This window comes from Bilifractor sp. LCP21S3_A7 (assembly GCF_052118825.1).
In the GTDB taxonomy this organism is placed as follows: Bacteria; Bacillota; Clostridia; order Lachnospirales; family Lachnospiraceae; genus Bilifractor.
This window is the reverse complement of sequence record NZ_JBQKGL010000004.1, coordinates 84,072-109,732: the sequence shown is the minus strand read 5'-3', so window position 1 is coordinate 109,732 and position 25,661 is coordinate 84,072. Positions and strand designations below refer to the sequence as shown.

The window sequence follows — 25,661 nt, the reverse complement described above, 5'->3', positions numbered from 1 at the left end:
TGCGTCGCATTCTTCTCGACGAGTCCGTCAATTCCGCGAGAATTCGGTCAGCACAAGGCCCTCGTTCCGGTCCAGGACCATTCCGACCGACCAGGAATTGACAAAGAGCAGCAAAGGCTGTCCCTTCATATCCTCCACCTTCTTCATGTCGGACGTTCCGACGATATGGTCCAGATCCACGTCGTGCCAGTTCTCGATCCAGCGGATATATTCATATGGAAGCATTTCAAGCCGGATGTCCACGTTGTACTCATTTTCAATCCGGAACTTGAGCACATCAAACTGAAGGACGCCGACGACGCCCACGATGATCTCCTCCATTCCGCCGTGAATCTCCTGGAATACCTGAATTGCTCCTTCCTGTGCAATCTGACGGATTCCCTTCACAAACTGCTTCCTCTTCATCGAGTCAATCAGTGTAACCCTTGCGAAATGTTCCGGCGCAAAGGTCGGAATTCCCTCAAAACGGAATTTCTTGCCCGGCGCGCACACCGTATCTCCGATCGAGAAGATACCCGGGTCAAAAACACCGATGATGTCGCCCGCATACGCCTCATTCACGACATGCCGGTCATCCGCCATCATCTGCTGCGGCTGCAGAAGTCTCATCTTCTTGTCGCCCTGCACATAATAGACCTCACGGTCCGCCTCAAAACGGCCGGAGCAGATGCGCATGAAGGCAAGCCGGTCCCTGTGATTCTTGTTCATGTTTGCCTGAATCTTGAACACAAAAGCGGAAAAGTCCTCCTGCATCGGATCGATGAGACCCTCATCGGACATTCTTGCCAGCGGAGGCATCGTCATCTTCAGAAAGTGCTGCAGGAACGTTTCCACTCCAAAGTTAGTCAGCGCTGATCCAAAGAATACCGGGGACAGCTTTCCCGCCGTCACCTTCTCCTGATCGAATTCCTCGGCCGCTCCGTTCAGAAGCTCCATCTCCTCCTCCAGCTGTTCCTTCTGATCCTCTGTGATAACATCCAGAAGATGCGGATCATCAAGAGAAATCTCCTCTTCCTTACCTTCCTTCGTTCCCTTCATCGTATCTGAGAACGTCAGAACCTTGTTTGTATCGCGGTCATACACACCGCGGAAGCTCTTTCCGGAACCGATCGGCCAGTTAACCGGACATGTCGGAATGCCCAGCTCCTTCTCGATCTCATCGATCAGATCAAAGGTGTCCCTTGCGTCCCGGTCCATCTTGTTGATAAACGTAAAAATCGGAATATGCCGCATGGCGCATACCTTGAACAGTTTTCTCGTCTGCGGCTCCACACCCTTGCCGCCGTCAATCACCATCACCGCGGAATCCGCAGCCATCAGCGTACGGTAGGTGTCCTCTGAGAAGTCCTGGTGTCCCGGTGTGTCCAGCAGGTTTATGCAGTAGCCCTCATAATTAAACTGAAGAACGGAAGACGTGACGGAAATTCCTCTCTGCTTCTCAATCTCCATCCAGTCAGATACCGCATGTCTTGCCGTCGCCTTTCCCTTGACAGAGCCTGCAAGATTAATGGCGCCGCCGTACAGCAGAAATTTCTCAGTCAGTGTCGTTTTACCTGCATCCGGGTGGGAAATAATCGCAAAGGTACGTCTCTTTTGAATTTCTTTTCTATAATCAGCCACGTTCTATACTCCTAATCCGATCGCAGAGTCCTTGACCGGAACATTGTCACGCTATCCGGGGCGCACCTGTCCGGTACGCCGTTCATTCTCTGCACTGCTTTGACAACTTCTATCTAAACCTTATAAATATAGCACAGAGAAAGTTTTTCCGTCAATGGTTGAAAGAACCGGCGATCCCGCCGAATGATGGTTCAAAAACAATGATCATGCTTATTTGACAACCTGCACTTCTCTGATTATCCTGAATATAAGCACACATATTGCTCTGATGAAGCGGTTGTCTTCCTTCCTGAAGATAACGCCCGCTACAGGTATGAAAGAGGGGATCCCGATATGGCAGAAAACAAGAAGATACAGAACACCATTGAACAGTACAAAAAGCACAGCAACTATGAGCGTTTCACGGAATCAGGCAGGAAACTCTTTCAGGGTTTCGACCAGGAAAAAATCATCCGGCACTATCACCTTGACGCAGATGACTCCATGATTTCTTTCCGTTATCTTTCCTTTCCCGCCCGTATTCTCAGACACACCTGTGAGGTTCAGATTGATTCGCCCTGCCCTTCAATGATTTCTTCCGAGGCTGCGTCCCCTTCTGAAACCGGCTACCGTAAAGCCTCACCGGGGATTGCCATGACGGTCTATGAGATGCTCACCTACTCTCTTGACGGTGAGATGCCGATTCCTTCCGGTGAGTGGGCATCCGTTTCCATGCTTGGAGGCATCATCGGCGCGTATCATGCCACCTCACTCGTCTCGAATTCAGACAAGTCTCTTTTTTCAGGAAAGGCCGATGATTTACGAGAGGCCTGTCTGGCCGTCCACGGTACGCCTGCTCCCGGGAGCGCGGATGTAAGCTTCCTTCTCCCCGTATTTGACCGCTTCCCGGTCTGGTTTCAGTTCTGGGATGGGGATGAAGAATTTCCAGTGAATTACCAGTTTCTTCTGCCGCAGAACGCTCTCCAGTTTATCCGTTATGAGACGGTCTGGTATCTGATTGGTACCATCCACGACTGCCTCGAGGATTTTATTACCATGCCTGATGTGTTAAAGGACTACCGCTTTTCTCCGTTCGAAACACCGAATAAATGAGATCACCGGTTCCTCCGTCCACGATCTGCCCCTGCAGGCCGTGGATCAGGAAGAACCGGTGATCTTCTGTTCTGTCCGGTGATGTATATGCTGTCGTCTCCTTATGCATGCCATTTATACAAATCTGCTGACAGATTCAGTTATTTTGCGCCTGATACGCTGTCTATCATTTATGCGGCAGTTCCGGCCGCTCCTGTCATTGTGCCGTCTCCTGCGCCAGTATCTGTCGAACCGGTTCCGGCAGCACCTGTGCCCCCGTTGTCCCCGGTACCCGGATTCCCCGTTCCAGCACCGCTGTTGTCCGTATTTCCGGAATTGTCCACTGCCCCGTTTCCAGTTCCCGAATCTGTTGTCCCCGGATTCGTTCCAGAATTCGTCGCACCGGGATTCATACCTGATCCGTCTCCCGCATCTCCGTCTCCGGCATATTCCTGACCGTTGTATCCGCCAGCCGTTCCGCCGCTGTAATCATTCTGCCCATATGTACCCGAGCCGCCGGTTCCGTTTTCTTCCTCATAATATGAATCCTGGGAGCTGTCATAACTGCCCGAATACGCGTTCCCGCTGTCCGTATTGTACGAATAGGTGCTGCCTCCGTCTGTTGTATTGCCGGACGAACCGCTGCCGGAAGGTGTTGTTGTGTCAGAGCTCGTCGAAACTTCCGCCTTTTTTGCAGTCTCCTTCAGAGATTCACTGATCTTCTTATTGTACAGGTAATGCTGAAGATAAGCGCTGTTAATCTCAAGATCAGGAACCAGCACAGACATGCCGCTGATTGTCTGAGAAGTGTAGCCGCCATCCACCGGAATACGGTAGCTCTTTGAATTCAGCTTGATGTCGCCGCTGAATACGGTCTTTACATATTTCAGGATTTCCTTGTTGCTCAGATCTGTCTCAAAATACGGGATCAGGTCACTGACCATGCTGAGGATCTTCGTCACACTTGATTTCTTGGCTTTTTTGAATACCGCGGTCAGAAGCTTTCTCTGCCGCTCCGTTCTCTCCCAGTCAGAGTTTCCGACATATCTCATCCGGCTGTAGGTGAGTGCCTGCTCCGGTGTCAGCGAATTCACCCCAGCTGTAAGTCCCCATGCTTTTGACACAGAAGCATTATCCTCTGCCGAGCCGAGTCCCTCGTTTGCATTCATATAATTTGCTTCGTCCTCAGTGAGTTCTATATCGAGGTCGCCGATCTTCGTCATAGTCTCAAGGAAACCGTCAAAATCCACAACGACATTGCCGTCAATGGTAATTCCGAAGTCCTCCTTGATCACCTGATCGAGAAGGCTCATTCCGCCGAACACATACGCGGCATTGATCCGGTTTGCCGAATATCCGGGAATCGGCACATACATGTCACGCATCAGCGATACCATCGTGATCTTATTGGTTTTCGTATTAATCGACGCGATAATCATCGTGTCGGAACGCGTTCTGGTTTTCTGATTCGAACGTTTATCCTGTCCGATCAGCAGAATATTCTTCACATCATCACTGTCCATGACATCGATATTACCAGCATTAAAATTGACGTCGTCCGCGTTCATCGTGTCGCTTCCCGCGCTGGAATCCACCTCAAAGGTCTCATCGCTCCTTGCCACATAGGCCTCATTGGACTTGTCAACTCTCTTGATACTGTTAAGTGTTCCTTCCAGGAACAGGAAGAAAATAATCGCAATTGCCGCGAGTACAGCGACAACCAGGATTAAGATCGTCAGAGCAGTTTTCTTTCGTTTTTTTCTGGTTGCCCTTTTCCCGGAACAGCTGCGCCTCATTTCGTCATTCTGCCTTCTTCCGGAGCTTCGGTACTCCCGGTCGTCGTCCGTCCCTCTCCCGGTCCTGCTGTACTCCCGGCCATCGTCCGCTCTTCTCCCCGAACTTCTGTACTCCCGGCCGTCATCCGTTCTTCTCCCGGACCGCCTGTACTCATGATCGTCGTCTGACTCTCTGCTCATAAATTTTCTTCCTCTTATATTATCTATTATCCCTGATCCATGCTCCGCGTGCACTCTCCGGGTCTTCTGACCCGCATATGTGCACAATAGCAGAATTTATTTTTTCCGTCAAGCAGCGAGATAAAACACGCTGCGCGATTTTTATCTCGCTATCGCGACGCTCGCCGCACACGAATACTTCGCATTCGGCTGCGGCTCACTGTTCGCGTAAAAAAGGCCGCCGCATTGCGGCAGCCCTTAACAACTCTGCAGAGCCTGTCTCAGCTGAGATGCCAGATGTCTTTGTTATACTGAGCGATGGTCCGGTCGGAGGAGAAGAATCCTGCCTTCGCGATATTCACAAGTTCCTTCTTGTACCAGCTCCTGCGGTCATTGAAGTCATCGAACATTTTCTCCTTCGTGCGGATATAATCCTCAACATCGAGAAGAGTCATGAACCAGTCCTTGGAAATCAGCTCATGGTGAAGTCTCTCAAGGCTTACCGGATCGCCGACACTCTTCACTTCACTTCCGATGATAAAGTCAACCAGTCTGTGAATCAGCGGCACATTGTCGTAATAGTCCTTTGCCTTGTAGCCTTCGGTCTCATACAGCTTCACAACCTCTTCCGATTTCTTTCCGAAGATGTAGATGTTGTCATCTCCGACAAGATCATGAATCTCTACATTGGCGCCGTCCTCGGTTCCGAGGGTGATGGCTCCGTTCAGCATGAACTTCATATTGCCTGTGCCGGAAGCCTCCTTGGAAGCAAGAGAGATTTGCTCAGAGATATCCGCAGCCGGGATGATTTTCTCCGCCTTGGTAATGTTGTAGTTTTCAATCATGACAACCTTGAGGTATGGGCTTACCTCCGGATCCTTTGTCGTCAGCTCCTGCAGACAGAGAATCAGGTGTATGATATCCTTTGCGATGGTGTAGGCCGGAGCCGCCTTGGCGCCGAAGATCATCGTGATCGGACGCTTCGGAAGATTGCCCTTCTTGATCTCAAGATATTTATAGATCGCGTACAGCGCATTCATCTGCTGACGCTTATACTCATGCAGACGCTTTACCTGTACATCAAAGATCGAGTCCACATCCAGAACGAGGTTCTGTGTCTCATACAGATACTCCGCCGCCTTTTTCTTGTTGTGATGACGGATTCTGCCGATCTCATTGAGCACCTTCTCATCATCATGATATTTCATCAGTTTTTCCAGCTCCATAGCATCCTTCCGGAATCCGGGGCCGATCAGGGACTCGATATAGGCGGTGAGCTCCGGGTTGGAGGCGATGAACCAGCGGCGGAACGTAATGCCGTTTGTCTTGTTGTTAAATTTCTCCGGATAAAGCTTATAGAAATTCTTCAGCTCGGATTCCTCGAGTATCTTCGTGTGAAGAGAAGCGACACCGTTGACCGAATGCCCGTAATGAATATCCATCGATGCCATATGAACCAGATTGTTCTTGTCGATGATGTAGGTTGTCTCATCCTTCACCGTTGCCCTGACTCTCTTGTCCAGCTCCCGAATGATCGGAAGAAGATGCGGTACCGCTTCCTCCAGATAATCGATCGGCCATTTTTCAAGAGCTTCCGCGAGGATTGTGTGATTGGTGTATGCGCAGGTCTTTGTGACTACCGCGATTGCCTCATCCATGGACAGGCCGCGCGCGGTCAGAAGACGGATCAGCTCCGGAATCACCATAGACGGGTGGGTATCATTAATCTGTACAGCAACATACTCGTCGAGTTTGTGAAGGTCTACTCCCCTTTCGTCCGCTTCCTTCAGAATCAGCTGCGCAGCATTGCTTACCATAAAGTACTGCTGATATACACGCAGAATTCTTCCGTCCCGGTCGCTGTCGTCCGGATACAGGAACAGGGTGAGATTTCTCTGTATATCTCTCTTATCAAAATTGATGCTGTCCGGCTGAACCATGCCGTCATCGACCGAATCGAGATCAAACAGGTGCAGCCGGTTGCATTTTCCGGTCTCATATCCTGGAATATCAATGTCATACATCGTAGATTTCAGAGTAAATCTGCCGAACGGCACCTCGAAGGATTCCGGGCGGCGCTCCAGCCAACTGTCCTTGCGAATCCAGGGATTAATCACCTCATGCTGCTTGTTGTTCAGAAATTCCTGACGGAACAATCCGTAATGATAGTTCAGACCCACTCCGTCTCCGCACAGATTCAGCGTAGCGATTGAATCCAGGAAACATGCGGCAAGACGGCCGAGACCGCCGTTTCCGAGCGACGGCTCATTCTCAAGTCCCTCGATATCTGCAACACAGAGCTTGTATTTCTTCAGGATGGCATTCACCTTGTCATAGAGTCCAAGGTTGATCAGGTTATTGGAAAGCAGCTTTCCGATCAGGAACTCGGCGGAAATGTAGTAGAGCTTCTTTTTGCCTTCTACTTTCGGACGTCCCTCCATCTCCTCTTTCGTGATCTGCATCAGAGCCTCAAAAATTTCCTCTTTTGTACAATCCCTCAGTCCTCTTCCGAAACGCACCGTCAGAATTTTCTCGATTCTCTCCTCCATAACAGCATCTGTCGTATCTACACTTTTCTCTTCCATTGTTCCCATGCTTTGATTCTCCTTATTTTCTCTCACATGTTGTTGTCTCAAAGTATAACTTCTGTCTAAAGTTCAGTCGCAATGTCCCTGTGTCCTCATTTCGTGGCACAGCTGTTTACGGTTTCCGTTTCCTTTGTACTATCTTTTGGATTAACTTTCGTACGGTCCTTCGCCCGGTCGTTTCGTTTGTTCCGTTCACTTGCCGGGAGTCTGTCACTGATTTCTGTCAGCTCGCGGATCCTCCCCGCCGTGTGCGCATCAAACTGCCCCGGGACAAGTCTCCACTTCCAGTTGTCCCCAAGTGTAGACGGCTCATTGATTCTTGCCTCATCGCCAAGTCCAAGATAATCCTGAACCGGAATAATCGCCAGATTCGCGACACTCATCAGCGCAAGCCTGACAAAATCCTCCTCCGGAACAACTCTGTGTCCGAGATACTTCTTTGCAAAGGCTCTCCCCTTTCGGTTCAGATTGCGGAACCATCCCACAATCGTCTCGTTATCATGAGTGCCTGTATATACCACACAGTTCTTCTCGTAGTGATCCGGGAGATAACCATTATCCGGACTGCCGTCAAAGGCAAATCCCAGAACCTTCATCCCGGGATATCCGGTTTCCTTTACCATTTCTACGACATCATCCGTCAGGAAGCCCAGATCCTCAGCGATGTAATTCTGATCTCCGAGCTCAGATTGGATCGCATGAAACAGATCTATGCCGGGGCCCTTCTCCCAATGACCATTTCTGGCATTCGGCGCACCGAAGGGAATCGAATAGTACCCCGCAAATCCACGGAAATGATCGATTCTGACCGAATCATAAAGCTCCGCGCACCTCTTCATTCTGCGGATCCACCAGCGGTATCCTGTCTGTCTGTGATAATCCCAGTTGTACAGCGGATTCCCCCAGAGCTGTCCGTCAGCGGAAAATGCATCCGGCGGACATCCCGCGACCCCGGAAGGTTTACCGTCACTGCCGAACTGGAAGAGCTCCCTGCCTGCCCAGCAGTCCGCGCTGTCCATTGCCACATAGATCGGAATGTCTCCGATAATGCCGATTTTCTTCCCGTTCGCATAATCCTTCAATGCCTTCCACTGCTTCGCGAATTCTAACTGCAGGAAGCAGTAGTATTTTACCTCTGTCTGGAGCTCACTCTCCGCCGCCTTTAACGCCTCAGGATCTCTGTCCTTCAGCTCCGCTGGCCAGCGGCTCCATTCCTCTCCGCCGCGGCTGTTCTTGATTGCCATGTACAGAGCATAATCCGCAAGCCAGTCCCGATTCTTCTCACAGAAAGTCTCCAGTTCATCCAGTCCCCTTGATCCACGCTCGAACCGGTCGAAGGCTTTCTTCAGAACCTTGAAGCGGCTGAAGTAGATTTTCTCATAATCTACATATTCGGGGTTCTGACCGCAGTCCGCCTCTTCGCATTCCTCAGCGGTAAGAAGTCCCTCCTCTCTCAGCTTATCCAGTGAAATATAGTAGGGATTCCCGGCGAAGGTGGAAAAGGACTGATACGGAGAATCCCCGTATCCGGTCGGACCCAGTGGCAGGACCTGCCACCAGCTCTGCCCGGCCTCCTCTAGCCGGTCCACAAATTCAAACGCTTCATCCGAAAAACCGCCGATTCCATATCGGGTCGGCAGGGATGAAACCGGAAGCAAAATACCACTTGTTCTCATTTTCACCTCGTTCTCCTGTACTTCCCGTGCAATTCCGTCACAACCCGCCCCTTAGAGCAGATTTCTCACGGAGTCCGCCTCGGAAAGCTCCGCATCATAGATGAGATGCTTCTTTGTTGTATCACCCAGGATCTGGGCCCTCAGCAGTTCCACACTGGACTTTACCATCTTCTGAACCGGCTGCACCACGGTGGTGAGTGACGGATACAAATACCGTGAAAGCTCGATTCCGTCAAATCCAACCACGGAAATATCCCGGGGTATCTTCCTGCCGGAATCATAAATGGCCTTGTAAGCCCCGGTAGCCATCCGGTCCGAGATCACAAAAACCGCAGTGAAATCCGTGCCGGACTCCAGCAGCTTCTTCATGGTCGCGTACCCGTTTGCCTCTGTATACTCGGGAATGCTGTCATCCAGATAGCGGATCAGCTCCGGATCCATCTCGATTCCACTCTCATTGATCGCCCTGCGATAGCCGGATTCACGCAGAAAGGCTACCGTGTGATCATGCTTCTTGCCTGCGATAATCGCGATTCTGCGGTGGCCCATCCGGATCAGATACTTCACAACCTTGTAAGCCTCTTTCTCATCATCAATGGACACCGAAGAGACATTCATGTTCGTCATATTTACACTCACGGCACTTGCGACAGAACATAAAACAAAGGGAACCTGTATATTCCCGAGCACTGCCTCGGGATAATCGAGTCTTCCTCCGAGAAAGATCATGCCTTTGAGTCTTTTTTCCTTCGCGATTTCCTCTGCCTCGTATCCCTCATCAATCTCCTCAGGCATCGAGTGCAGGAGAAATTCATAATTATATTTCTCCAGTTCCTGTTGAAAGTAAGGATACATCCCCTGGAAGAAGGGATTATTCATACCCTTGCTCATCAGCGCAATCGTATTTGACTCTGCCATCTTCAGGTTTCTTGCGCTGTTATTCGGAACATAGCCGAACTGCTTTGCCACCTGCAGCACACGCTCCCGCGTCTGGCTGTTAATGCCATGGTCATTATTGATTGCCCTCGACACTGTACTGATACTTACATTGCAGATCCTTGCAATATCTTTAATCGTTAACCCCGCCAACTTCTTATCTTCTCCTCAAATGTCCCTTCTGCAGTCGTCATACCCTGCTGCATTATTTAGAATGTGCGGTACAACGTGATCTGCAGCTTATAAAGTCTGTGACACAATGCGTGAATAAAAATTTTCGTAAAAATCCTCCTCGCATACGTTTTTTCTGATGGGAAACGTTTCCAATCAGTGCTCTGAAAAAAACCCGCATCCGTCTGTCTGACGACGCGGGTTCTGTCAGCATTTAATAATGGCTTATTTGCTTATCAATGTCAAGGTTATTCCATGTTAAACTATTCTTCAGATTCTGCCGTATATACTGCAGATCTTATCAATTCTGTCGGAAAGCTGCTCTGTTATCTGTCCTTCCTTCAGTCTCCACACCCAGTTTGTACCGGTCGTGCTCGGATGATTGATCCGGGCAGAATTGTCCAGTCCAAGCCAGTCCTGTATCGGTACCACACAGAGATCCGCTACACTGCTCTCAACCAGACGAATGGTCCGGTCCACAATCTCCCGGTCATCCTCTGTATCCGTTCCCAGATAATCCTTGAGCTCCTGCCTCTCCTCGGGCAGAATGTTCCCGAGCCAGCCCAGCAGAGTCTCATTGTCGTGAGTACCCGTATATACAACGCAGTTGCTATTGTAGTTGTACGGGTAATACGCAGCTCTGCCACTGGAATCTCTCGAATCGAAAGCAAATTCGATCACCTTCATATTCGGGTATCCGGTTTCCTTTACCATTTTCTTCACGGTATCTGTAATGTAGCCGAGGTCCTCCGCGATAATCCGGATATCACCAATTTTTTCCCGGATCGTATTAAACAGATCTGTATTCGGTCCCTTGCACCAGTGCCCTCCGATTGCGTTCGGGCTTCCCGCCTTGATGGAGTAATATTCGTCAAAACCTCTGAAGTGATCAATCCGGATCACATCATAGAGCTCTGCGCATTTTGAAATTCTCTTCAGCCACCAATTGTATCCGGTCTTCTTGTGATACTCCCAGTCATACAGAGGATTGCCCCAAAGCTGTCCATCTGCAGAAAAACCGTCGGGCGGGCATCCGGCTACACTGGTCGGCAGATTGTTCTCATCTGTCTGAAAGAGTTCCGGGTGTGCCCAGAAATCCGCGCTGTCCGGTGATACATAGATCGGAATATCACCGATAATCCGGATATCGTTCTCGTTTGCATATTTTTTCAGTTTTGTCCATTCCCGGTTGAACTCGTATTGAATATATTCATAGTACAGAATCTCATCCGCAAGTTCCTGCCTCGCCTTTTCCATGGCAGCGGGTCTCCGGAAGCGGATATCTGCATCCCACTCGGAAAAGCTTCTTCCCCCGAAGTGGTCCTTCTCTGCCATAAAAAGAGCGTAATCTTCAATCCAGTACCCGTTCTCGGACAGAAATTCCACAAAATCCGGATGCTCCTGCCCCTTCCAGTTCTGAAATGCCTTTCTCAGGACTATATATCGCGTGTTGTAAAGCCATCCGTAATCTACACGGTCCTCCCTTGCGTCCTCTTCCGGCTCCGGGATATCCTCTTTCCGGATCAGCCCCTGTCTCTCGAGTTCCTCCGGACTGATAAAATAGGGATTCCCTGCAAAGGTAGAAAAGGACTGGTAGGGGGAATCTCCAAATCCCGTCGGTCCAACCGGCAGAATCTGCCAGTATTTTTGTCCTGCTTTTTTCAGAAAATCCACGAACCTGTACGCTTCCTCCGAGAAGCACCCGATTCCGTATTTTCCGGGAAGACTGAAGATCGGCATCAGTATTCCGCTAGCCCTCATTATTTTCTTCCTTTCCTCAGGCCCGGGACAACCAGGCCCATTCTTTAGATTTATTCATCAGCCTTTAACGGCGCCGGCAACGACACCCTCGATAATGTACTTCTGCACTGCCATGTAGAAGATGACAATCGGGATGATTGCAAGAACGAGAACCGCCATCATAGCGCCCCAGTCAACCTGACCGTGAGACTGCTTCAGATACTGAACGGCGATCTGGATCGTCTTGTACTTGTTGACATTCAGTACCAGAGAAGGCAGAAGGTAGTCGTTCCAGATCCACATCGCGTCCAAAATGGAAACCGTGATCAGCGTCGGCTTCATAACCGGGAGGATAACCTGGAAATAGCACTGTACCGGTGTGGCGCCGTCGATCATTGCCGCTTCCTCCAGCTCAATCGGGATCTGCTTTACAAATCCGGTGAACATGAAGATCGCTAGTCCCGCTCCGAATCCCAGATAAACAATACAGATACCGACCGGATTCGAGAGATGAAGAATGTTCGCGAACTTGGAAAGCGTAAACATAACCATCTGGAAAGGCACGATCATAGAGAACATGCACAGAAGATATACCGTTTTCGTCGCCACGTTCTTTACACGGATGATGTACCATGCAGTCATGGAACACAGAAGCACGATCAGTGCAACAGAAACCACGGTAATAAATACCGAGTATCCGAAGCAGCGGAAGAAATCCGTCTTCTTGACTGCCGTTGCATAGTTGGTGAGTCCTACAAAGGTCTTGTGGATTCCCGCGCGCCATCTGTCAAAGCCCTGTGACAGCGCTACATTACTGATTCCGAAAGGATTCTTGAAGATGTATGCTTTTCTCTTAAACGAGTTCAGCACAACGATAAGGATCGGCAGAATCCAAAAGAAGGAAAGTACCGAGAAGAACACGGTCAGTGCTGTGCCGTGCTTCGATTTTCTGGCGGCAGACACTTCATTCTCTTTTGTTTTTTTGACTTTCATTGTATTTGCCTGTGCCATTATGCTTCTACCTCCTTACGCGTTGTCAGCTTATTCTGAACGAGTGCGATGATCGCAACCAGAATAAAGAAGATAACTGCCTTTGCCTGTCCTACGCCCTGCCATCCGGTGGTTCCGTACATGGTATCGTAAATGTTCAGCGCAAGCAGCTGTGACATCTTGCCGGGATTGCCTCCGGTCAAAGCAAAGTTCTGATCGAAAAGCTTGAATCCGTTCGTCAGTGTCAGGAAGGTACAGGTCGCGATGGTCGGACGAAGCATAGGAATGATGACACCCTTCATCAGCTGCCAGTTATTGGCTCCGTCGATTTTCGCCGCCTCGAGAAGATCCGCCGAAATATTCTGAAGACCTGCGACATAGATGATCATCATATATCCGATCTGCTGCCAGCAAACGACAACTACCAGACCCCAGAACGCTGTCCACTGTGTGGATACAATTGTCTTGGAATATTTTGCAAGAATCGCATTGAAGATCATCAACCAGATGTAGGAAAGGATGATGCCTCCAATCAGATTCGGAAGGAAGAACGAGGTACGGAAAATATTGGTGCCCCGAATTCCCTTTGTGAGCGCAAGCGCAATGAAAAATGCGACCACATTGATAATCAGTACCGTGACTACCGTGAACAGGCAGGTGTACCACAGCGAATGAATGAATGTGGTATCCAGTTTTCCGCTGACAAAGAAGATTCTGGTATAATTGCGCAGCCCCACCAGCTTCCAGTCCGTAACTGTCGTGAATTTACAGAAGGAAAGAAATACGCCATATACGAATGGTACGATAAATCCGATCACGAACGCCGCCATTGTGGGAAGCACGAAAAGCGGCCAGTATTTTTTTAATGGTTTTGACATAGAAAGCCTCACTTTAGAACAAAGACAGTTTCAATAAGCACACTCACTGATTTTTCAGGCGAGCAAAAGGGCTGTCGCGATGATCATTTTTGTTTTTCATCCGGCAGCCCCTTTATTTTTCTGCTAAGGTGTCATCACTTTATTTATGATGGCATATTCTTCATATGTCCGCGTGCCACCTGATTATCTGCTGTTTTAATCATTCCCGAAAGGATTATTCAGAAGCGGATTCCTGCTGAAGTTTCCACTGATTTGCCCATCCGTCTACAAATGCGGTCTTAACTGCATCCCAGTCGCCGGTTCCGTCTGTGTAAGCGGTAAGCGCAGATACAACATCAGCTCTCCAGTCATCTACGTTCGGTGTGGAGTTGAATGCCCATGCAACGGACTTCTTGCCCTCATCATTGAGCTTCTGTGCTACAGCGCTGAACTCGTTGCTCGGTGCGTAGTCTCCGGTAAATGTATCAAACGGGCAGGAAAGACCCATCGTTGAGTTCAGAGCCTCGCGTCCCTCGTCAGAGGTGATTACCCAGTTCAGGAAATCAAGAGAAGCCTTGATGTCAGCATCAGATGCCTTGCTGTTGACTGCCCAGTGGTTCTCGGTACCTACGCAGAGGCCCTCATTCTTGTCATCAACGCCGAAATAGATCGGGATCATGGTAAGATCATCATCTGCTGTGAGATAACCGTTTGTTCCGTCAGCATCCTTCAGTGCGCTGTACTCCCAGTCGCCGTTCTGATAGAAGACTGCCTCTTCCATACCAAACTCCTGCTCAGCGTTGTAGGTGCCGCCTGCAAGTGTCTTCGGATCAGCTCCGGAATCAGATACATACATATCCCATACCTTCTTGTAGTTGTCCAGGTATGTTCCCTTGATGGTAGCCTCTCCTGCTGTCGGATCCTCAAGTCCGTCGTCTACGAACTCGTAGTACAGCGGCATATTCGCAAGGTGTCCGGAGAATCTCCAGGATGAGGAGTCATCCAGTCCTGCGGAGGTGAATGCTCCGGTCAGATCATATCCGCCTGCCTTGTTGATCTCGTCCAGACGGCTCTGGATATCGTCGGCAACCTCTTTCAGCTTGTCAAAGCTGTCGATGTCGTCGATGGAAGAGATCTTTGCGTTGTCAAGGCTGCAGTATGTATCAAGGATTGTCTTGTTGACGATGATTCCGTATGCCTCGTAGCAGTTCGCGATACCTGCAACCTTTCCGTTATATACAACGTCCAGGCTGTGATCACTGTCGTGATTGTAGAGGTCAGTATCCTTCAGGTCGTATGTGTAATCATCCCATGTCTGTGCGTCTGTAGAAGAACCGATGTTGAAGATTGTCGGTGCTTCGGACTTTGCCATCTCGGACTGAAGTGTGGTCGCGTACTGTCCGTCAGCGGCGGTAAGTACATTTACTTCAACTCCGGTCTGCTCGGTGTAGGTCTTTGCAAGATCCTGCCAGGCATCATCTGTCTCCGGCTTGAAGTTCAGCATGTATACCTTGCCGTCTCCGGATGCAGTTGATGCTGTTGCGCTGCTTGATGCAACATCCTCGGTGGTTCCGGCAGAAGCCGAAGCAACGCTGCTGTCTGCTGCGCTGCTGGAAGAAGCAGCAGAGCTTGTTGAAGATGTTGAAGATCCGCAGGCAGCGAACATGGAAGCTGCCATTGCTGTTCCGAGTACAAGACTGAGAACTTTCTTTTTCATGTGTTTATCCTCCTTTGATTTACACATTTTAGCTGCAGGAATCTATTTTCCCACGAGCTTTTCCTTACCTTTAGATAACGTTTTCGAACTTTTCCTCTCCATGAATCAAAACTGCGTCCAACCCTTTATTTTAAAGGAATGTATCATATTCGGATTTCATTGGAAACGTTTTCTATGTTTAGAGAATAGCACCTGTTGGAAACGTTTTCAATAACAAATTAACTTTTCGTTAATACTCTCAAATCGGGGCGTCTCTTTTTGTGCACCTTTACTGTATAAGTCCAGTCGCAATGTTCTTGGCCCACGGGGAGCTTGCTCACCAGTGGGCAAGAACATTAGCGACGACAACAGGTATGAGCACGAAGTGACGCGTAAGCGGCACAAAGCACAGCGATAATCGTGATTCCATCTGTTTTTCACAGGCAAACTGCTGTAAAATAACAGAGTATGGCACCGGAATGAACCCGGTGCAAAAAGTATCAGGTATTTCTGAAAGGTGGGTTTATTTATGAACGATTGGGTTAAAGATTTCGGCAGAACAGCTAAGGGACAGCCGGCGACGCTGTACACCATACACGCCGGGAGATACACGGCGTCAATATCGGATTATGGCGCTACTCTTGTATCCTTTGCCGTAAAAGATGATGATGGGACTCCTGTAGATATCGTCCTCGGATATGACCATGCTTCTGATTATGAGAAGAGCGATGCCTGCTTCGGTGCAACCGTCGGGAGGAATGCCAACCGGATCGGCGGCGCACAGTTTGTATTGAACGGTACGACATACCATCTGGCAAAAAACGACGGCGAGAACAATCTGCACAGCGGTCCCGATTTCTACTATAAAAGAATGTGGAAGACGCAGGGCATCGCAAGCGATGGAGCTTCTATTTCTCTGACACTTGACACTCCTGACGGAGATCAGGGATATCCGGGCGCTTTTTCCGTAACTGTGACCTATAAGCTTGCCAAAGACGGCTGCCTTTCCATCCATTATGAAGGAATTTCTGATCAGGACACCCTCTGCAACATGACAAATCACTCTTATTTCAATCTGAACGGCGAGGGAAACGGAGACATTCTGGATCACAATCTGAAGTTGTTCTCAGACAAAATCACTGAGATCGACGCCGGAACCATTCCGACAGGCAGACTCCTTGATGTAGAGGGAACACCCTTTGATTTCCGGAACGGAAAATCTATCGGAGCCGATATCGAGGCAGATGATGAACAGCTTCGCTTCGGTAACGGCTATGATCACAACTTTGTCTTTTCCCTGGACAGGGGTGAGACGCGAAAAATGGCAGAGGTCTTCTCCTCCGTCACCGGCCTTCAGCTCGATGTGTATTCCGATCTTCCCGGCATGCAGCTCTACACGGCAAATTATGTCACGCGCCACACCGCAAAGTCCGGGCATATCTACGACCGGAGATGCGGGTTTGCGCTCGAAACACAGTATTTCCCGAACAGCATCAACATCGACGGCTTTGCAAGCCCCATTCTGCCGGCCGGCCAGAAATATGAGTCCACAACAACCTATAAGCTCAGCTTCCGCAAATGATGATTGCTTCGGGCTGCCCAGCGGGAGATAGGATACGTTTTCCGGTGTTATCCCGCTGCCCCATCCGCTATCGAAACGAGATAAAACACGCTGCGCGAGTTTTATCTCGCTATCGCGACGCTCGCCGCACACGAATACTTCGCATTCGGCTGCGGCTCACTGTTCGCGTAAAAAAGGGCCTGCCGCACTAACACAATGTGCTTAGTGCGGCGGCCCTCTTTTTCTTAAACCTCTTTTTCAACCATTTTCCGAAACCGCTTTCCGATCCATCTCAGCAAAAAATCCTGTTCATTCAACGTATTCCCGACATCAATGGAGTGAAAGCACAGTCATGCCTTTGGAACGGGATTGGTAACGGTAACCATATGGTCGTACCATTTTCCCTTTTTACCAATCAGCGCAACGGGAAATTCCCTGTCAAGTGCCGGAACGGGAATGTCAAATCCATACACATCCTCTGTCGTTCCGTCACTATATTTGACCGTATCTACGGTCGGCTGAATAAGCTCTGCGCCATCCTTCTGCGCATCCTCCTTTGTTCCGGCAAACAGGTTCACAATATTTTCGGAAGTCAGGCTTACATGGATGACCATTTTTCCATCCTTTACTGTAAGTGTTCCCTTCCCATCGTTTGCCTCATTCACTTTAAACATCGGACTGTCTGATGTGAATTCAGCCGTATAGGTTCCGTCGGCCGGCACCTCTGCTCCCGCAGAAGCTGTTGAAGACGTTGAAACACTACCGGCAACGGTCTCCGATGACTGTCCGGCAGCATCGGATGAAGATGTGCTTAAGTCCGCGGACGATGTTGCGGAGACAACAGATGAAGCCGTGTTCTCTTCCAGCTCTGACTGTGTCTCGGTCTGCGCTGCAGAAGATGTCCCCGAAGCAGAACTGCCCGTTCCGGTCCCGCACCCGGTCAGAAGCGATGCTCCCATAACTGCCGCACATAAGATTGCTGCTGTTCTCTGTTTCATTATTCATTCCCTCCTGTCATAAAAAGCCATACTCTCCTGTATCTGAAGCCGTACATTCATGTATCTGAATTCATACACTTATGTATCTGAAACTATGCCCCTATGTATCTGAAGCCATGTTCTTATGTATCTGAAACTATGCCCTTATGTATCTGAAGCCATGTTCTTATGTATCTGAAACCCTGTACTTCACACATTTTCCACTTTCATATGCCGCATCGAGAATCTCCTGCATTCTCCGGTTTCCCGGACCGATTGTCACGCCGGCATCGATGATCCTGGAACAGCTTTTTACAGCCTCCAGCGTCTCGCCGACAGCGCGGTCCGAAATTTCATGAAACGGCTTTTCGGTGATCACCTGCGAAGCCAGAAGACGCGCCAGACGGTAATCGACATCATTTGTGTACAGAATTCCTGCCGCAAAGGGCATCTTCTCTTTCTGCAGCCTTCGATACACCGGTATCCCCGTTCCACAGGATGACAGTACCAGTACTTTCGGATTTCCCTCGATCTTCGGAAGCTCGATACTTCCGAACATCGGATCGAAAAAGCCGTTGTCAATTTCATACAGCTCACGGATCGTGTCCTCGTGAAAAATGCTCTCCGGCGTTCCGCTCCGGAAGATCTTATCGCCGTGAACGCAGATTATCCTGTCAGAAATCTTCATCGCCAGATCGATCTCATGCAGCGACATCACAACCGTTATATTCTTCTGCTTAGCCATATCCCGGAGAATCGACAGAAGCTTCAGCTTATGCTTGATATCCAGGAAACTCGTCGGCTCATCCAGGATGATGATATCCGGTTCCTGGCAGATCGCCCTCGCGAGCAGCACCCGCTGCTTCTGCCCGTCACTGATCGCGTTAAAGTCGCGGTTGCCAATCTCCTGCGCCTGAACCGCCTTCATCGCATCATCTACCTTCCGTTCATCCTCTTCCGTCAATTTCCCCAGCCGTCCCGTATATGGATATCTTCCGGTCGCGACCACATCGTGACAGGTCATAAGCTCCGGATGCAGACGGTCCGTCAGAACAACAGCCATACGCGAAGACAATTCTCGGAACGAATAATCCGACAAATTCTTCAGATCAAAAAAAACCTCTCCCTCCACAAGAGAAAGCTGTCTCGTGATGCTTTTCAATATTGTAGATTTTCCCGCGCCGTTCGGTCCGATCAGTGTAACAATCTCACCGCGCCGGATTCCGATCTCAATATCGCGGATCACAGGCTTCCCGTTATACCCGACCGACAGACCCTCCAGGTGGAGATAATATTTTTCCTTGTTCTGTACCTTCTCCATTTATCTTCTTCCCTTCTGCCGCCGTATCAGCATAAAGATCACGACCGGTGCTCCGAAAATCGAGGTCACCGTGCTGATTTCCAGTTCAGTCGGTGCAAATGCAACCCTTGCGATCAGATCACAGACCATGCAGAAGACGGCGCCTCCAAGAAAGGTGGCCGGGATGACCACGACCGGATTTGCCGTGTTCAGTGCGCGCTTGATCAGGAAGGGAACCGCGATGCCTACGAAAGAAATCGGACCGGCAAATGCCGTCACCGTCGCAGAGAGGATGCTCGACAGCAGGATGAGGGCCACCCGGAACCGCTTTACATTAACCCCCATGCTCTGCGCGTAAGCCTCGCCAAGCTGAAACGCACCAATCGGCTTTGCGAGAAGGAATACCAGGGCAGACGCAGCTCCGATGATGATTCCGCCCACCAGGACATTGTCCCAGGTCATACCCGAGAAGCTTCCCTGAGACCAGTTGTGAAGATTGGCGATATCCGAATCACTGGCAAATGTAACGAGAAGATTCGTCAGCGCAGTACAGATATACCCGATCATGATTCCCGCAACCAGCAGTGCCGACATATTCCGCACGCTCCGGGAAACCAGCAGGATAAAGCCGGTTGACACAAGAGACCCCGCGAACGCGGCAAGAATCATGGCCCAGGAGGACACTGCTCCGTGCCTGGCCACCACAAGAATCATGAGAAACGCGACAATCAGTTTTGCGCCGGAAGATATTCCGAGCACAAAAGGACCTGCAATCGGATTCTCGAAAAATGTCTGCAGCAGAAATCCGGACAGGGAGAGCGCCCCTCCGAGAATAGCCGCCATCAGAATCCGCGGCAGACGGATCTTCCAGATGATATTCATATCATCTCTTGACCCGCTTCGGAGAAAAACAGCTCTCAAAATCTTATCAATCGAAATATCAACGTTACCGGTATTGATATTGATTACGGTCACGACCAGAAACGCAGCTGCCAGAACGGCAAAAACCGCCGTGTATCGCATTCTCCTTTTCAGATTCTCAGCATGATAACTGCTGATTTCATTATCACTCATCATTTGCAAGTATGCCTTTCAACTTCAATGATCTTATACATGAAAAGGGACGAATGCCGAAGCATTCGTCCTGAATAATTAACCTGTCTCAATCGGTTCCGCCGGCAATCCGGCAGCCTCCAGGTCATCAGAATCTGCTTTCTTCGGAAGCATATCTACAAACCTCTCAGCAGTTCTCCTGGCTGACAGCTCAAGCACCAGTTCCTGTCTTCTCATGTTCTATGACACAATGACATAACGGAATGGTTCGCTGCTCACAGTGACCGGATCGCTCAGGAATTTCACCTGATTCTCTATTCTCATACAGTTCCTCTGCACTCCTGCTGTCAGGCATGTGCAGAAAATCGGATGCACTGAAAGGCCTCTCTTCAATTGTCTGCAACGATTATACGATACAGGCTGAAAAGTGTCAAATAAACCGCATCGCGGATATATGCCTTTCCTTCAGCCCTTCAATCATTCCGCCTTCTTCGGAAACTATGTCCCTTGTCCTTATACATATTGAAATCTGCCCTGGTGAGCAGCGCATCAAAGTCCGTAACCTTTCCGCGGCAGACTGCATATCCAATCGCCATACTGATCCCGTTATTTGCTGCGTTCTCACGCATATGCCGTATCAGCAGGCTGATATCCTTTTCCTCCAGCTCTTCCGTCAGAACGACAAATTCATCCCCGCCGGTCCGGAATACATACTTTTCACCTGCGCATTCCTGAAGAACCCGGACTGTTTCGCAAATCAGCACATCGCCGGCATGATGGCCCGCCGTATCGTTTGTGTTCTTCAGTCCGTTCAGGTCAACGGAAATCACTCCAAGCAGACCGTCACCCTTCCACTCGCGGATCTGCCGCTCAAGAGCCCTCCGGTTTCCGGCGCCCGTCATCTGGTCAATCATGCTTTGTTTCTCCAGCTGGTGCACGCTGTTCCTGTTGCGAATCATAATTGCTATGAAATCCGTCAGCGTGGAGAGCAGCACGCTGGTATTACGGAAGGTGTCCTCCGCCGGATTGATAACCATCGTAAAGCCCTCTGTCTGATTCAGGATCTTCAGCTGCCCGGATATAAAGCTCCGGACATCATGGATTCGCATGGAAAAACCGGGATTTTCCTTCTGAAAGGCATCCATATCACTGACCATCACCACATGCTGTGAGGCAAACTGCGTATACAGCGCCCGCAATTCCGAGAGAGGAATACTCTGCAGCTCCTCCTTCAGAGAAAAAACACCGGGTGCCGTCCATTCATAGGTGGCACTTACCGTATTGTCATCACGTTCCTCAAAGATCAGGAAGCGCTCCGATCTCATATTTTCAGAGATACATGCAATCGTCTTCTCGATTCCTGTTCCGGGATCCTCTTCCGCCATACCAAGAGAAATTGCCTCATTTGCCCGCATCTCCTGATAGATCAGCTCGTGATCCCTTGCCATTGCATGCAGATACTTGTTGATATCAAATTCGACCGTCAGCCTCAGCGTCCGGTTCTCCCATGTTGTCAGAGCAGAACGAATCAGTACTTTTGCTCCCTTTCTCCGGTTCAGGTGTGATGCCTCATACGCACAATCCTTCCGCAGCAACAGATTCGGACAGTCGCCGCAGGGAACATCCTGACCTTCCAGCACCTCATAACAGCGGCACCCGTTCAGGCTGCCATCCGGTTTTATTCCAAAATCCCTTCGGGCAGAACGATTCATATATACAAGCTCGTATGTTCTGGGATCACTGACAATGACATGTTCCGTCAGGCTGTCGAACACCTCACGTCTCAGGGCAATGTAGTCCCCGACATATGGGCTGTCCCCATGAGCCGCCTTCTCCGTGCTGCTGATTCTCCGGATCAGCAGCATGAACATCTCGTCCAGGCTCATTACCTCCGACCCGTAGACAATCGCATGTGCCAGAACAGGATCAGCCTGAATTCCGAGCTTCCTCCAAAGCGTCGGAAGCATTCCGGATACCCTGTCAATCTTCTCTTCAATATCTCCGGCATGATCCCTGCGGCAGAAGCACAGAAAACAGCACAGCCCTATCCGCGCGATCGCCCATTCCGGATTCATCAGTTTTTTCAGTGTTGCAGAAATTTCGGTCAGAATCACCTTTGCCTTCTCGGCGCTTTCCCGCATCACTTCAGCATATGCGGCAACATCAATTAATAGTCCTGTATAATCGATTTTTTTCAATCGATACTGATCCTCATATATCATTCCGGCTTCTATCGAACCGCGAAAACTCATGAGCTCTGTGTCGCGGTCCACAAATCCCAGGCGCACCTCCTTCTTTCTGTCATCTGCCTGATCACCGCTGATCATTCCCATCATCCCCGCGATTTCCCTCTCACGGTACCAGGGAACACGGGTAATCTCGATTCCGTCAAGTCTGCCGCCGGACAGCACCAGCTCATTGGCCGATGTCGACCTGACGCCCATCTCCAGAACTTTTTTCTCCTCCATCTCCGCAGCAGCAGAATCGATATGCCATCCCAGTTCTGATTCTGTCTTGCCAAGATAGTCTTTCTCGTCGGAAAGCCCGATTCTCCTGACAAATTCCCTGCTTGCCCCCAAAAGCCTTCTCTGCCTGTCCATCCAAAAGAATTCATACGGAGATGTATCGCAGAGTGTCCGGAACAGGTTCCTCTCTTTCACCTCCTCCGTCAGTTCTGTGCTGTATCCCGGTGCCCCGAATGATTGGCAGAATAACGGAAGAAGTCTGTCCCGATCGTTTTTCCTCTCCCACACATCCTCACGCTCACAAAGAAGAAGGTTTCTCGCTTTACTCTTGTAAAGCATCAGTGTCTCAAACACCGCCCACCTGTATGTTCCGTCAGCGGTCCGCACTCGCAATATCTCTGCCCTGATTCCCTTATATGTACCGCTGCCTTCCGACTCAGCATTCTCAGCCTGAACAAAAGCAAAAAAACGATCTCTGTCATCCGGATAGATCAATTCATCCCTGAAGTACCGGACAAACGCCGCTATCGAAGAAAAGCCATCCTGAGATTTTATCTCCGGATGGCTGGACCGGAGAATTTTCACCTTTTCAGATCCACGATCGATCAGATAAAATCCCTCATACAGCTGAAAGATGTTCCGCAGCGTTTGGTCAAGGTTGTTCGCAAACTGCAGCGAAGCATTATTGCTGATATTATAGATATGTGCCACTCCGACCCAGCGCCGCACATCTCCCGCAATCCATCGGACATTTACCTTCATATACTGTCCATTGTCCGCGTATACCATGCTCTCTTCTGCATGCGACTTCAATGTTCTCTGTAAAAGCTGGACAAACCTGTCTCTCACTGGAGATCCCGCATTGTTGAGGTAGGAATTTGCCTCCTCCATATTCTGCGTACCTGTACTTCTCAGCTCTCTCCGATACGCATCGTTTTCGAGCAGAAGAACAATATTTTTCCCATCAAAACTAAAAAGTGAAGTAGGAGAATCCGAAATAATATTGATGTCTTCTGCGGCATCGAGAAGATGTGCTTCCTCCGGACTCTCCATCTGCATGCCTCTGCCATGGATATACGTCACGCTATCCTCGTAGCGCATCGGACGTCCGTAATAATATCCCTGAATCCGACCGCAGTTGATCTTTTGGAGAAAGGAAACCTGCTCCTGCGTCTCCACACCTTCTGCCAGTGTCTCCACCCCGAGCATTTTCGCCATTGTTACAACGGAGGTAATAATCTGCCGGCTTCGATCATCAAAATGGCTGAAAAATCCCATGTCAATCTTGATTACATCAAACTGGAAATTATGAAGAGAATTCAGGGACGAGTATTCGCTTCCAAAATCATCCATCCAGATCTGATATCCTGCCTGCTGAAACCTTTGAATCGTCCTGACCATGCTATGACGGTTGCGGAGCATGATCCGTTCCGTGATCTCAAAGCAGAGGACGCTCCTCGGTACATGGTAACGGCTGACCAGTTTCTCAATCGTATCGAGCGGGTTCGCCACCTCGAAATCATAGGCGGAAAGGTTCATGGATATCGGAAGCAGCGGCAGTCCGTTCTCCATCCGGTCACGGCTGAGGTAAAGAACATGCTCCAGAATATACCGGTCAAGCCGGTTGATGAGCTGGGCCTCTTCCAGAACAGGAATAAACACGTTCGGGTATATCATTCCAAGCTCCGGGTCTTCCCATCGCGCCAGTGCCTCGAATCCGCTCACCCGTCCTGTCATTGTGCGGATCACAGGCTGCAGATATACCTTGATATAATGCCTTTCCAGCGCCTCATTGAAATGGCGGAGAACATAGGTCTTATTCGCAGCACTTTCCCCCATAGAGGGTTCGTAAAACGCCACGACCCGGTTGCCGTCCTCCTTAATGCTGTCACAGGCCATTTTTGCCAGATCAAAAGCATTCCGCAGATCATCCAGGGAGTCGTTTTCTGACGCCCGGTAGACGCCGACCTTCATTTGAATCCCATCATCATGGATATAGTGATTCACTTCATTGCAGGCCTGTTCAAGCTTTACCTCAAGATTCTTCTCCGGCAGCAGCGCAACAAATCGGTCCGCCGTGAGATGGCCCACCAGAGCGCCCGGGAAAATTCCTGTGATCGTATCTCCAATTTTCTTCAGGCACTGATCGCCCTGATGAACACCATACTGACGGTTATATTCCTTAAAATTCGTAACATCAAAGCTGACCGGACAGAAGTCTCTTAATCTGTGTATCGCCTTTCTCTCCTTCGCGCGGCGGAACGCCTCCTTTAAGAAATCGTGCATTCCCGGCAATCCGGTTATCTCGTCCACCTTACGGTCATTTGATATCTGCTCTGATGAGAAGAACTGCAGAACATAGGTTTTTCCGAAAGCAGTATTCCTTAAAGCACCCGTTCCCTCTACCTCACGGAAGTGTCCTTTTTTCGTCTGATAATGAAAATTCACCGAAAAGTGCTCCGGATGCAAATTGCCATACTCTTGAAGAGGCTTGTAATCTCTTCCATCCATCAGATATTGATAGGAAGGATAATTCTTCAGAAACTCCTCCTCGTCCTCACACTCGAAAAGAAGTGCCATCTGCCTGCTGGCAAAGACGATGCGCTCCGAACCGTCTGCTGCAACCATGCAGACGCCTCCCTGCAGAAGATTAAAATATCGGTCGTATTGTTCGCTTTCGCGAAGCATCATCTCAGCCATATTTCCTCGCCTTTCGTGCTCATACCTGATGTCTTCAAAATCGTATCCTGTCTCTTACGCGCGCTTCGCGTGCGACGATTCTGTCTGCGTTTTCGAAGAGCTTATACAGTAAACGCCCATACGATACATCGTGCCACACACTGTATAAGTCCCCGCGTCACTTCGCTGCTTCGCAGCTTCCGTGCCGCTAACAGGCATTCGCACTTCCGTGCCGCTTACGCGTCACTTCGTGCTCATACCTGTTGTCGTCGCTAATGTTCTTGCCCACTGGTGAGCAAGCTCCCCGTGGGCCAAGAACATTACGA

General features: G+C 49.8%; 15 protein-coding genes and 1 riboswitch. Of the genes, 2 read left to right on the top strand and 13 right to left on the bottom strand.

The window, feature by feature from the left end; translation table 11 throughout:
• Positions 1–27: 27 nt before the first annotated feature.
• Positions 28–1,620: a peptide chain release factor 3 gene (locus tag ACTQ1O_RS04855; RefSeq protein ID WP_441474096.1), complete on the bottom strand. Its 1,593-nt coding sequence runs from the start codon at positions 1,618–1,620 to the stop codon at positions 28–30.
• 333 nt (positions 1,621–1,953) lie between these two features.
• On the opposite strand from ACTQ1O_RS04855, the gene ACTQ1O_RS04850 reads away from it, so the two are divergent.
• Entirely contained in the window at positions 1,954–2,712 is a 759-nt protein-coding gene (locus tag ACTQ1O_RS04850) for a DUF3786 domain-containing protein (protein WP_441486345.1), read from the top strand.
• 170 nt (positions 2,713–2,882) lie between these two features.
• On the opposite strand, the gene ACTQ1O_RS04845 is transcribed toward ACTQ1O_RS04850, so the two are convergent.
• From ACTQ1O_RS04845 to ACTQ1O_RS04810, 8 genes are all read right to left on the bottom strand, one after another.
• Positions 2,883–4,667: an LCP family glycopolymer transferase gene (locus ACTQ1O_RS04845; RefSeq protein ID WP_441486344.1), complete on the bottom strand. Its 1,785-nt coding sequence runs from the start codon at positions 4,665–4,667 to the stop codon at positions 2,883–2,885.
• A 260-nt stretch (positions 4,668–4,927) separates the two neighbouring features.
• Entirely contained in the window at positions 4,928–7,195 is a 2,268-nt protein-coding gene (locus tag ACTQ1O_RS04840; RefSeq protein ID WP_441486461.1) for a glycogen/starch/alpha-glucan phosphorylase, read from the bottom strand.
• Positions 7,196–7,326: 131 nt separating this feature from the next.
• A complete protein-coding gene (malQ, locus tag ACTQ1O_RS04835) occupies positions 7,327–8,943 on the bottom strand; it encodes a 4-alpha-glucanotransferase (protein ID WP_441486460.1) in 1,617 nt (538 codons plus the stop codon).
• An 18-nt stretch (positions 8,944–8,961) separates the two neighbouring features.
• Complete coding sequence (locus ACTQ1O_RS04830; protein ID WP_441486343.1) at positions 8,962–9,999, bottom strand: LacI family DNA-binding transcriptional regulator; 1,038 nt, start codon at positions 9,997–9,999, stop codon at positions 8,962–8,964.
• 288 nt (positions 10,000–10,287) lie between these two features.
• Positions 10,288–11,781, bottom strand: a complete 1,494-nt coding sequence (malQ, locus tag ACTQ1O_RS04825; RefSeq protein ID WP_441486459.1) for a 4-alpha-glucanotransferase — start codon at positions 11,779–11,781, stop codon at positions 10,288–10,290.
• A 54-nt stretch (positions 11,782–11,835) separates the two neighbouring features.
• A complete protein-coding gene (locus ACTQ1O_RS04820) occupies positions 11,836–12,750 on the bottom strand; it encodes a carbohydrate ABC transporter permease (protein WP_441474308.1) in 915 nt (304 codons plus the stop codon).
• Between the two features lie 17 nt (positions 12,751–12,767).
• The gene (locus ACTQ1O_RS04815) at positions 12,768–13,625 is read right to left on the bottom strand and encodes a carbohydrate ABC transporter permease (protein ID WP_441098896.1); all 858 of its coding nucleotides are present in this window, start codon (positions 13,623–13,625) and stop codon (positions 12,768–12,770) included.
• A 214-nt stretch (positions 13,626–13,839) separates the two neighbouring features.
• Positions 13,840–15,321 (bottom strand): ABC transporter substrate-binding protein, encoded by a 1,482-nt coding sequence (locus ACTQ1O_RS04810; protein WP_441486342.1) that lies wholly within the window; start codon positions 15,319–15,321, stop codon positions 13,840–13,842.
• A gap of 508 nt (positions 15,322–15,829) precedes the next feature.
• Between ACTQ1O_RS04810 and ACTQ1O_RS04805 the strand changes: the two genes are divergently transcribed.
• On the top strand, positions 15,830–16,882 hold the full coding sequence (locus tag ACTQ1O_RS04805; protein ID WP_441486341.1) for an aldose epimerase family protein: 1,053 nt from the start codon (positions 15,830–15,832) through the stop codon (positions 16,880–16,882).
• Between the two features lie 329 nt (positions 16,883–17,211).
• Here ACTQ1O_RS04805 and ACTQ1O_RS04800 read toward each other — a convergent pair whose 3' ends face one another.
• From ACTQ1O_RS04800 to ACTQ1O_RS04785, 4 genes are all read right to left on the bottom strand, one after another.
• On the bottom strand, positions 17,212–17,862 hold the full coding sequence (locus tag ACTQ1O_RS04800) for a hypothetical protein (protein ID WP_441486458.1): 651 nt from the start codon (positions 17,860–17,862) through the stop codon (positions 17,212–17,214).
• Positions 17,863–18,025: 163 nt separating this feature from the next.
• Positions 18,026–19,159, bottom strand: a complete 1,134-nt coding sequence (locus ACTQ1O_RS04795; protein WP_441486340.1) for an ABC transporter ATP-binding protein — start codon at positions 19,157–19,159, stop codon at positions 18,026–18,028.
• Positions 19,160–20,215, bottom strand: coding sequence for a FecCD family ABC transporter permease (locus tag ACTQ1O_RS04790; protein ID WP_441486339.1), 1,056 nt, complete (start codon positions 20,213–20,215; stop codon positions 19,160–19,162).
• 148 nt (positions 20,216–20,363) lie between these two features.
• Positions 20,364–20,555, bottom strand: a riboswitch (cobalamin riboswitch).
• A 109-nt stretch (positions 20,556–20,664) separates the two neighbouring features.
• Complete coding sequence (locus tag ACTQ1O_RS04785) at positions 20,665–25,356, bottom strand: EAL domain-containing protein (RefSeq protein WP_441486338.1); 4,692 nt, start codon at positions 25,354–25,356, stop codon at positions 20,665–20,667.
• Between the last annotated feature and the right edge of the window lie 305 nt (positions 25,357–25,661).

What these genes read in the sequence shown, in the direction of transcription:
- ACTQ1O_RS04790 (WP_441486339.1), bottom strand. Translation starts at nt 20,215, where the DNA reads ATGATGAGTGATAATGAAATCAGCAGTTATCATGCTGAGAATCTGAAA.
- ACTQ1O_RS04845 (WP_441486344.1), bottom strand. Translation starts at nt 4,667, where the DNA reads ATGAGCAGAGAGTCAGACGACGATCATGAGTACAGGCGGTCCGGGAGA.
- ACTQ1O_RS04820 (WP_441474308.1), bottom strand. Translation starts at nt 12,750, where the DNA reads ATGAAAGTCAAAAAAACAAAAGAGAATGAAGTGTCTGCCGCCAGAAAA.
- ACTQ1O_RS04810 (WP_441486342.1), bottom strand. Translation starts at nt 15,321, where the DNA reads ATGAAAAAGAAAGTTCTCAGTCTTGTACTCGGAACAGCAATGGCAGCT.
- ACTQ1O_RS04785 (WP_441486338.1), bottom strand. Translation starts at nt 25,356, where the DNA reads ATGGCTGAGATGATGCTTCGCGAAAGCGAACAATACGACCGATATTTT.
- ACTQ1O_RS04795 (WP_441486340.1), bottom strand. Translation starts at nt 19,159, where the DNA reads ATGGAGAAGGTACAGAACAAGGAAAAATATTATCTCCACCTGGAGGGT.
- ACTQ1O_RS04815 (WP_441098896.1), bottom strand. Translation starts at nt 13,625, where the DNA reads ATGTCAAAACCATTAAAAAAATACTGGCCGCTTTTCGTGCTTCCCACA.
- ACTQ1O_RS04840 (WP_441486461.1), bottom strand. Translation starts at nt 7,195, where the DNA reads ATGGAGGAGAGAATCGAGAAAATTCTGACGGTGCGTTTCGGAAGAGGA.
- ACTQ1O_RS04805 (WP_441486341.1), top strand. Translation starts at nt 15,830, where the DNA reads ATGAACGATTGGGTTAAAGATTTCGGCAGAACAGCTAAGGGACAGCCG.
- ACTQ1O_RS04850 (WP_441486345.1), top strand. Translation starts at nt 1,954, where the DNA reads ATGGCAGAAAACAAGAAGATACAGAACACCATTGAACAGTACAAAAAG.